The sequence below is a fragment of the Nitratidesulfovibrio liaohensis genome (assembly GCF_011682075.1).
Classification (GTDB): Bacteria; Desulfobacterota; Desulfovibrionia; order Desulfovibrionales; family Desulfovibrionaceae; genus Cupidesulfovibrio; species Cupidesulfovibrio liaohensis.
Genome location: NZ_VSMK01000383.1, coordinates 1 through 2710, shown reverse-complemented (window position 1 = coordinate 2710; position 2710 = coordinate 1). Strand labels below are relative to the sequence as shown.

The window sequence follows — 2710 nt, the reverse complement described above, 5'->3', positions numbered from 1 at the left end:
TTCGGACGCCGCCCAGGCCGTGCATGCGGCCACCCAGGCGGCGCTGGACGCGCAAAGCCCGGCCCCGGACCTGTCCGCCACGCCCGCGCGGCTGCTGGAACGCTTCGGCGACAACGACTTCTGGCGCGACATGTCGGACAAGTGCCTGTCCTGTGGTGCGTGCACCTACCTGTGCCCCACCTGCTACTGCTTCAACATCACCGACGAGAACGACGGCGGTGACGGCATGCGCGGCAGGCGGCTGCGCAGTTGGGACAACTGCATGTCCTCGCTGTTCACCCGCGAGGCCAGCGGCCACAACCCGCGCATGGGCAAGGCCCTGCGCCTGCGCAACCGCGTGGGCCACAAGTTCTCGTACTATCCGCAACTGCACGAGGGCGTGGTGTCGTGCAACGGCTGCGGCCGCTGCATCACCGGTTGCCCGGTATCCGTGGACATTCGCGAGATGGTGGTGCGCGCCACCGAAGCCAATGAGGAGACCCCCAATGCCTGATGCCATCACCCCGCAAGCGGGCGCGCACGCCACTACCCTGGGCACGGGGTTCACCGACAATCCCTATCTGCCCGACGTGGCCACCGTGCTGGAAACCGTGCAGGAAACCCCGGCCATCAAGACCCTGCGCGTGCGCATCGACGACCCGGCGCGCATGGAGGCCTTCCGCTTCAACCCCGGCCAGGTGGGCCAGCTTTCGCTGTTCGGCGTGGGCGAATCCACCTTCGTCATCAACTCGCCGCCCACCCGCATGGACTACCTGCAATTCAGCATCATGCGCGCGGGCGAGGTGACCGCCGCCCTGCACGGGCTGAAGCCCGGCGACAAGGTGGGCGTGCGCGCCCCGCTGGGCAACTGGTTTCCGTTCGAGGACATGCGCGGCAAGGACATCGTGTTCGTGGGCGGGGGCATCGGCATGGCCCCGCTGCGCACGCTGCTGCTGTACATGCTGGACAACCGCGCCGACTACGGCAACATCACGCTGCTGTACGGCGCGCGTACGCCCAATGACATGGCCTTCCGCGACGACGTGCAGGAATGGCTGGGCCGCTCCGACATGCAGACCACGCTGACCGTGGACCAGGCCCCGGAAGACTGGCCGCACCGTGCGGGGCTGATTCCCCACGTGCTGCTGGATCTGGCTCCGTCCAACGCCAACAGCGTGGCCGTGCTGTGCGGCCCGCCCATCATGATCAAGTTCACGGTGGAGGCGCTGAAGAAACTGCACTTCGCCGACGAGCAGATCATCACCACGCTGGAACGGCGCATGAAGTGCGGCATCGGCATCTGCGGGCGCTGCAACATCGGCACGAAGTACGTGTGCGTGGATGGGCCGGTGTTTACGTATGCGGAGTTGCGCGACTTGCCCAACGAACTCTAGGTGGTGCCGCCACAAGGTGCTTTTTGCCCTCTGCCTTCGTCAGATCGTCTTTTCATTCCGGTCAGGTACGACAAAAGTACCCTCCCTTCATGAAAAGGCTCTCTTCCTCGGCAGAGAACAAAAATCCCTCTTGTGACGACACCCCCGGAAGAAAAGAAGAGACACGGTCCGCAACGCGGATTCGGATAGACAGTCCACAAGCCCCCGGCGCGGAAGCGCCGCGCCGGGGACCTACGGAGAGCATATGGCCGAGTTCTTCAACGCCGCAGACGTCACCGCCGCCGCCATCCGCATCGAGCAGCGCGGCCAGGACGTGTACAATCAGGCCGTTGCCCTGGCCACCAAGCCCGAGGTCAAGGCGCTGTTCCAGCACCTTGCCGCGGAAGAGGCCAGGCACGAGGCAACCTTCCGCGCCATGGCCGACCGCGTCGGCCCCGTGGAACTGCCCGCGTGGAGCATTGCCGCCGAGTACGTGGAATATCTGCACGCGCTGCTTGATTCGCACGCGCTGTTCACCCAGGCCGGTACCCTGACCGCGCTCAAGGGGGCCGCCGACGACCACGCCGCCGCCCTGCGCATGGCCATCCAGTTCGAGAAGGACACCCTGCTGTTCTTCACCGAAATGCGCGAACTGGTGCCCGCCGGGGAAAAGGCGGCGGTGGATGCCTGCATTGCGGAAGAACGCGCCCATCTGCGTGCCCTTACCGCCATGCTGGCGCAAGTGAACGCATAGCCCTTTGCGCACTGGCGGCCGCCAGTGCATGCATGTTCCGCGCGCAACGACTGACGCAACGGCGCGCGCGGGGCCGGTCCGCACCGGGTGTGGCCCGGCGCAATGGAGGGGCGGACGGCCGGAAAGAGGCACCCGGCCGTCCGTCATCTCCATGTCAGCGTCGCATGTCCGCCCCGCGCAGCCTCCCGCGGGCGGTGGTTACAGTCTGGCAGTGTGCACGGCGCGTTGTCGCCCGTGCCGCCCGGCCAGCACGGGAGGCCTTGGTGCTGCAATCGTCCCCCTTCGATTCGTCCCCCCTGGGTGATCCGGACATGGCCCCGGCGGCCTCCGGCTTTCGTCCGGCAACGTCCGGCGGTGTTCCCGCGTGGAGCATTGCCGACGAGCGCGTCTTTCTGGACCACATCCCCTCGCTGTTCCTGGCCTCCGATCTGTTCGCCGCAGCCTACCTGCGCGCCGGGCGCCATTGCCTGCGCCCCGTGACGCCGCTGGCGCTTTCCGCCGCCGTCACCTGCGAGGGGCCGTGGCTGGATCAGGGCGACCTGGACGTGTATCTGGCCTGCCTGCTGCTGGCCCTGCGCCAGAGCGGGCGTGCCCCCCGGCTGCG

3 protein-coding genes and 1 pseudogene are annotated in these 2710 nt (G+C 67.3%); all 4 read left to right on the top strand.

From position 1 onward, the window contains the following. The coding region (locus FVW27_RS12655) for a 4Fe-4S dicluster domain-containing protein (RefSeq protein WP_208294768.1) at positions 1-493 on the top strand (493 nt) is incomplete at its 5' end. Beyond that, complete coding sequence (locus FVW27_RS12650; RefSeq protein WP_167125652.1) at positions 486-1373, top strand: FAD/NAD(P)-binding protein; 888 nt, start codon at positions 486-488, stop codon at positions 1371-1373. The genes FVW27_RS12655 and FVW27_RS12650, both read left to right, overlap by 8 nt. Before the next feature lie 244 nt (positions 1374-1617). Then, positions 1618-2106 (top strand): ferritin-like domain-containing protein, encoded by a 489-nt coding sequence (locus FVW27_RS12645; RefSeq protein ID WP_167125650.1) that lies wholly within the window; start codon positions 1618-1620, stop codon positions 2104-2106. A gap of 263 nt (positions 2107-2369) precedes the next feature. After that, a pseudogene (locus tag FVW27_RS12640) lies at positions 2370-2710 on the top strand (hypothetical protein); the annotation flags it as partial.

Excerpts from the sequence above, each read along its gene's own strand:
- FVW27_RS12650 (WP_167125652.1), top strand. The coding sequence starts at position 486 with ATGCCTGATGCCATCACCCCGCAAGCGGGCGCGCACGCCACTACCCTG.
- FVW27_RS12645 (WP_167125650.1), top strand. The coding sequence starts at position 1,618 with ATGGCCGAGTTCTTCAACGCCGCAGACGTCACCGCCGCCGCCATCCGC.